The organism is Mesorhizobium sp. M2C.T.Ca.TU.002.02.1.1, from assembly GCF_003997225.1.
Map to the genome: position 1 here is coordinate 1 of NZ_RZTO01000387.1, position 5629 is coordinate 5629.

General features: G+C 65.6%; 6 protein-coding genes. 2 read left to right on the plus strand and 4 right to left on the minus strand.

The genetic code is table 11. From position 1 onward, the window contains the following. Both EOD07_RS20030 and EOD07_RS20035 read left to right on the plus strand, forming a co-directional pair. Window positions 1–1147, plus strand: a 1147-nt coding sequence (locus EOD07_RS20030) for an ROK family transcriptional regulator (RefSeq protein WP_164772372.1), incomplete at its 5' end; no start/stop codon positions are given. Window positions 1148–1150: 3 nt separating this feature from the next. Beyond that, entirely contained in the window at window positions 1151–1648 is a 498-nt protein-coding gene (locus EOD07_RS20035; protein ID WP_127236698.1) for a peptide deformylase, read from the plus strand. 10 nt (window positions 1649–1658) lie between these two features. Here the strand turns inward: EOD07_RS20035 and EOD07_RS20040 are convergent, their stop codons facing one another. From EOD07_RS20040 to EOD07_RS20055, 4 genes are read right to left on the minus strand one after another with little or no spacing between them, the layout of a single operon-like run. Beyond that, window positions 1659–2456, minus strand: coding sequence for an ABC transporter permease subunit (locus EOD07_RS20040; protein WP_127236699.1), 798 nt, complete (start codon window positions 2454–2456; stop codon window positions 1659–1661). Window positions 2457–2458: 2 nt separating this feature from the next. Beyond that, window positions 2459–3316 carry a 2-aminoethylphosphonate ABC transporter permease subunit gene (locus EOD07_RS20045; protein WP_127236700.1) on the minus strand — a complete coding sequence of 286 codons (858 nt, stop codon included), beginning with the start codon at window positions 3314–3316 and terminating at the stop codon, window positions 2459–2461. Continuing rightward, window positions 3309–4457 (minus strand): ATP-binding cassette domain-containing protein, encoded by a 1149-nt coding sequence (locus EOD07_RS20050; protein WP_127236701.1) that lies wholly within the window; start codon window positions 4455–4457, stop codon window positions 3309–3311. The genes EOD07_RS20045 and EOD07_RS20050 overlap by 8 nt, the downstream gene beginning before the upstream one ends. Before the next feature lie 31 nt (window positions 4458–4488). Then, window positions 4489–5520, minus strand: a complete 1032-nt coding sequence (locus EOD07_RS20055; protein ID WP_127236702.1) for a 2-aminoethylphosphonate ABC transporter substrate-binding protein — start codon at window positions 5518–5520, stop codon at window positions 4489–4491. Window positions 5521–5629: the final 109 nt, after the last annotated feature.

Sequence of the window (5629 nt, forward strand, 5' to 3'; positions counted from 1 at the left end):
GCGTGTGGTGATCGAGGCGATCCGCACCAACGGCGCGCTGTCGCGGGCGGCGATTGCAAGGCTTACAGCGCTGTCGTCGCAAACCATCTCCAACATCGTCGAGGAATTGGAAGCGGCCGGGCTGTTACGCCCGGAAGCGACGCTGAAAGGCGCGCGCGGCCAGCCGGCGGTCCCCTACTCCATCAACCCCGATGGCGGCTATTCGATCGGCCTGCAGCTCGACCACCAACTGGCTGTCGGCGTCGTCACCGATCTCTCCGGCGCGATGCGCGCGCGCATCGAGAGAAATGTCGACCAGCCCACTCCCACAGAGGCCATGCCGCTGCTTGCCACGATCTCGAGCGACCTGATCGCAACCTCTCGACTGGAACGGCAAAGGCTGCTCGGCATCGGGATGGCGATGCCCGGGCCGTTCGGCGTCGAAGGCATGACCTCGGTCGGCCCGACCGCCCTTCCCGGCTGGCAGGATTTTCCGGTAGCCGAAGAGCTGGAACAGCTGACCGGCATCGCCGTCACCGTGGAGAACGACGCCACTGCGGCGGCAATAGGCGAGCGGCTCTATGGCGTCGCCCGCAAGCTCGGCAGTTTCGTCTATCTGTTCATCGGCACGGGCCTCGGCGCCGGGCTTTTCCTCGACGGCCATCTCTACAAGGGCAGCCGCCACAACGCCGGCGAGATCGGCCACATCATCGTGCGGCCGGGCGGCCTGCCATGCGATTGCGGCAAGCGCGGCTGCCTGGAGCGCTACGTCTCGCTGCGCGCAGCCTATGACAGGCTCGGTCTGGCGGATCCCGACCATGCCTCTCCCGACTTGCTGGAACAGCTTTTAGCAAGCGGCGACAGCCGCTTCGAAGCCTGGCTCGCCGAGGCGGTCGAGCCATTGCGGCAGGCGATCGACATCCTGGAAATGGCGCTCGACCCCGAAACCGTCGTCCTCGGCGGCTTCATGCCGTTGCCAGTGATCGAGGCTTTGGCCAGTCGGCTGGAACCGCTCCATCTCTCGGTGAGCTCGACCAGCGCCCGCGCCACGCCGCGCGTCATGGTCGGCGCCGCGGGAAAGGACACGTCCGTCCTCGGTGCCGCGGCTCTGCCGATATTCTCGGAAACCAACCCGCAATTCGACGTGCTGCAGAAGCCGGTGGGCTGACGCATGGCGGTCCGGCCGATCATAAAGTTCCCCGATCCCCTGCTGCACACCGTCGCGGATCCCGTAGAACTGTTCGACAGCGATCTGCGCAACCTGGCCGGCGATCTCATCGACACCATGCACGCGGCACCCGGCATCGGCATCACCGGCCCGCATATCGGCATTCTGAAACGCCTTGTCGTGATCCAGATGCCTCCCGCCGCAAAGCCTTCGATCTATGTAAATCCGTCGATTGTCGAGGCCTCGACCGAGACGATCCGCCATACAGAAGGCAGCGTTTCGATGCCTGGCGTGACGGAAGATGTCGAGCGTCACGCCCGCGTGCGGGTTCGCTATCAGGATCTCGAGGGCAAGGAGCATTTCGAGGACGCCGAAGGTCTGCTGGCGGTGTGCCACCAGCACGAAATCGATCAGCTCGACGGGCTCTTCTGGACGCAGAGGCTGTCGCGCCTGAAGCGCGATCGCCTGATCAAACGCTACGGCAAAGTGCGGTCGTCCTAGACTTGCGAGGTTACGACCTCGTCTGCCGACCGGCGACGCGTTCGAGCCCGAGCAGCAGGATGAGCGTCACGGCGACGAGCACCATGGTCAGCGCGGCGCCGGCGAAGACATCGCCACGGTCGGTCAGGCTGAAGATCGACACCGGCAGCGTCACCCAGCCCGGCGGATAAACCATGACGGTGGCGCCAAGCTCGCCCATCGACAGCGCGAAGCTCAGGCCGAAGGCTGCGACCAGATAGGGCGTAAGCAGCGGCAACGTGACGTGCCAGAGCCGGTAGGCGGGACGCGCTCCAAGGCTCGACGCCACCTGCTCGAAATCGGGCGAAAGCCGCGCCAGCCCAGCCGAGACATTGCCGAAGGTGAAGGCCGAGATCAGCACGAAATGCGCCACCATGACGATGGCGATGGTGCCGTTGAGCAAAAGCGGCGGATGGCTGAAGGCCACCAGTAGGCCGAGACCAACGGACACCGAAGGCACCGCGCTTGGAATGAAGAACAGCACCCCGAGCACCCTGGCCAAAGTTGCGTCCTGGATACGCAGCGCAAGTGCTGCCCAGGTGCCGCTGACCAGCGCCAGCGCGCTGGCCAGGAAGCCGGTGACGAGGCTCGCCTTGACCGCTTTCCACGCCGCCCCTTGCGCGACGTCGGTGTAGTGCTCGACCGTGAACCCGCTCGGCAGCACGCCGTTCCACTGGTCGGCCAGGCTGGAAAGCAGGATCACCGCCAGCGGGGCGAGGAACAGCACGCCGAACAGCAGCGCGAAGACTGTCCAGATCAGCATGCGACCGGGGCGCGACCAGACCAGCATCCCTATGCTCCCAGCCGGCCGGCGGCGAAGCGGTAGAGCCCGAACAGCCCGAGCGACAGCGCGATGTTGATGACCGCGATGATGCAGGCGACCTGATAGGCCGATTCCTGGATCGCCTTGCTGTAGATCAGCAGCGGCAAAGTGATGACGCCCTTGGCGCCGATGAACAGCACGATGCCGAACTCGTTCACCGTCAACAACAGACACAGGCTGCCGCCGGCGATCAGCGCCGGCACGGCCGCCGGCAGGATCACCTGACGCACGATGCGGAAGGGCCGCGCGCCGAGCACGCTCGCCGCTTCGATCTGGCCGCGATCGACCAGCGAAAAGGCGGCGAGCAGCGGACGCAGCACGAAGGGCGAGTAGACGGTGACCTCGGCCAGCACCACGCCCCAGGTCGAGTAGAGGAAGTTGACGGGAGGCGCCTGCAGCGAAAACACTTCCATCAGCCCGGCATTGAGCATGCCGGCCGAGCCGTAGAGGAAGGTGAAGGCAAGCGTCACCAGGAAGGTCGGCAAGGCGATGAAGGTGTCGATCAGCCGGGCGATGACGCCGCTGCCGGGAAACGGCACGAAGGCGAGGATCAGCCCCAGCACCAGCCCGACGATCAGGCATCCGGCCGTCGCCGCGACGGAAATGGTGATGGTGTTGACGAGCGCGTTGAGGAAGAAGCGCGCATGCAGGACACGAACGAATTCGGCGACGTTCGCCATGCCGCTGTCGTCGGCAAAGGCCTGCTGGACGATCAGCACCAGCGGATAGAAGAACAAGAGCGCCAGCAGCGCCGCCGACGGCACGATCCAGAGCCGGCCGGGCACCTTTCTGGTCATCGGGGCGTGAAGGACGGCCGCGTCAACCACGGACGTCTTCCGGAACGAGCGACGTGTCGCCGGGCGTGAAGAAGAGCGGCATGGTCGAGCCACGCTCCGGCAGGCTGACCGGCAGCCTGGTCGCCGCGACGCGCACCGGCGTGCCGTCGACATCGAGCACCAGATGGGTGAGCTCGCCCTGCCAGTGCACTTCCTTCAGCGTGCCGACGATCCTGTTGGTATGCTCTTCGTCGCCGGTGAGGCTCAGATGCTGCGGCCTGATGCAGAGCAAGGTCTTGTCGCCGGGCTTCTCGCCGCGTGCGGCGCCCGCGAGCACCGCATCGCCGAGCCTGGCCTTGGCGAGGCCCTTCGGACCGGCGGCGCCTTCGGCGACCGTGACCGGCAACAGGTTGGCGCGGCCGAGGAACTCGGCCGTGAAGCGGTTCGGCGGCCGTCGGTAAAGCTCGGCCGTCGGCCCGTGCGATGACACCCTTCCGTCATGCATGATGGCGATCTTGTCGGCCAACGTCAGCGCCTCGGTCTGGTCGTGCGTGACATAGAGGATCGTCAGCCCTGGCAGGTCGCGATGCAGCTTGGCGATCTCCTCGACCATGTTGCGCCTGATCTGCGCGTCGAGCGCCGAAAGCGGCTCGTCGAGCAGAAGCACGCGCGGCCTGACCGCCAGCGCCCGGGCGATCGCGACACGCTGCTGCTGGCCGCCGGAAAGCTCGCGCGGATAGCGCTTGGCAAAGCCCGACATGCCGACGGTCGCAAGCGAGTCCTTGACGCGCTCGCCGATCAGCGCCTTGTCGGCGCCTTGCGCCCTGAGACCGAAGGCGACGTTGTCCTCGACCCGCATATGCGGGAACAGCGCGTAATTCTGCACCACCATGCCGAGCCCTCGCTCGTAGGGCGGCAGATCGGTCACGTCGGTGGCGCCGATGCGGATGCGCCCGCTCGCCGGCCGGACGAAACCGGCGACGGCCCGAAGCGCCGTCGTCTTGCCGGAGCCGGAGGGCCCGATCATCGCCAGGATCTCGCCGGGCGCGATATCGAGCGTCAGCGGATGCAGCACGACATGCGCGCCATAGGCCACGCTGACCTTGTCGAAGTGAACGTTGGAGCCGGCGCCGCGAATTTTCGCGGCGTCGACGTCCATGACATTGCTTCCCGTGAACGCGGGCACCGACATGGCTGCTCCTCCGGATTTGCTCACCAGGAGATCAACTTCCCGTCGCTTCGTTCCACTTCTTGACGTAGTCAGGCAGCTTGGTGAGCGCTTCGTCCCAGTTCGGCGCCCAGATGGTCACGCCTTTCATCGCTTCCTGCGCCTTGGCGAAATTGGCGTCGTCCGGCTTCACATCCTTGCGGGCCGGCAGGCCGAGCGCGACCGAGCTCACCGTCGACTGCGCTTCCTTGGAGAGCAGGAACTCGATCAGCTTCTTGCCATTGTCGCCGTTGGGCGCGCCGGTGACCAGGCCGATTTCATAGGGCAGCGCGAAGGTGGAGCGAGTGCCGTCGGGGCCGGCGGGCCAGAACACCTTGATATTGGGATTGTCGGCCATCTGCGACAGGTTCATCTGCAGGTCGCCATTGGCGACATGCAGCTCGCCCTTGTTGACCAGCGCGGTCAGCTTGCCGGTCGAGGCGGACGGGCCGACATTGTTGTCCTGCAGCTTCTTCATGAAGTCGAAGCCGGCATCCTCGCCACCGAAGGCGTGGATGATCTCAAGCATGACGGCGGTTCCGTCACCCGCCTGGCCGGGCGTCGAGTACTGGATCTTGCCCTTGAACTTCGGATCGAGCAGGTCGTTGTAGCTCTTCGGCGCTTCCGAAAGCGCCGAAGCGTTGTAGATGAAGTTCATGTAGTTGTTGACCAGCGGCCGGTACTTGTCGGTGCCGCCTTCGATCTGGTCGGAACCTTCGGGCTTGAAATCCTGCAGCAGGCCGTCGGCGGCAGCGCGCTGGATGAAGGGCGGCAGCGTGACGAGAACGTCTGCCTGCGGGTTCGACTTCTCCTTGGCGACGCGCTCGACGACGCCGCCCGAGCCACCCTCGATGTACTGCACGGTGATGCCGGTGGCCTTGGTGAAGGCGGCGAACTCGGTCTCGTACCAGCTGCCGTTGCCGTCATGCAGGCCGTCGGCCGAGTATATGGTGACGACGCCGTCGGCCAAGGCCGGTGCGACAAGCGCCGATGAGTCGAGAAGCGCCGCGGCGAAGGTCATGGCTAGGGCAAGATTTCGCGATTTCATGGTCAGTTCCCCTGTGATGGAAGGCACATCCTGCGACGCACTCGTGGTCGCGCTGAACTGGTCCGCCACGGGCGGCTTAGCGCTGGTGCATGTCGTCGTTGTGTCAACT

What these genes read in the sequence shown, in the direction of transcription:
- EOD07_RS20050 (WP_127236701.1), bottom strand. Translation starts at nt 4,457, where the DNA reads ATGTCGGTGCCCGCGTTCACGGGAAGCAATGTCATGGACGTCGACGCC.
- EOD07_RS20040 (WP_127236699.1), bottom strand. Translation starts at nt 2,456, where the DNA reads ATGCTGGTCTGGTCGCGCCCCGGTCGCATGCTGATCTGGACAGTCTTC.
- EOD07_RS20055 (WP_127236702.1), bottom strand. Translation starts at nt 5,520, where the DNA reads ATGAAATCGCGAAATCTTGCCCTAGCCATGACCTTCGCCGCGGCGCTT.
- EOD07_RS20035 (WP_127236698.1), top strand. Translation starts at nt 1,151, where the DNA reads ATGGCGGTCCGGCCGATCATAAAGTTCCCCGATCCCCTGCTGCACACC.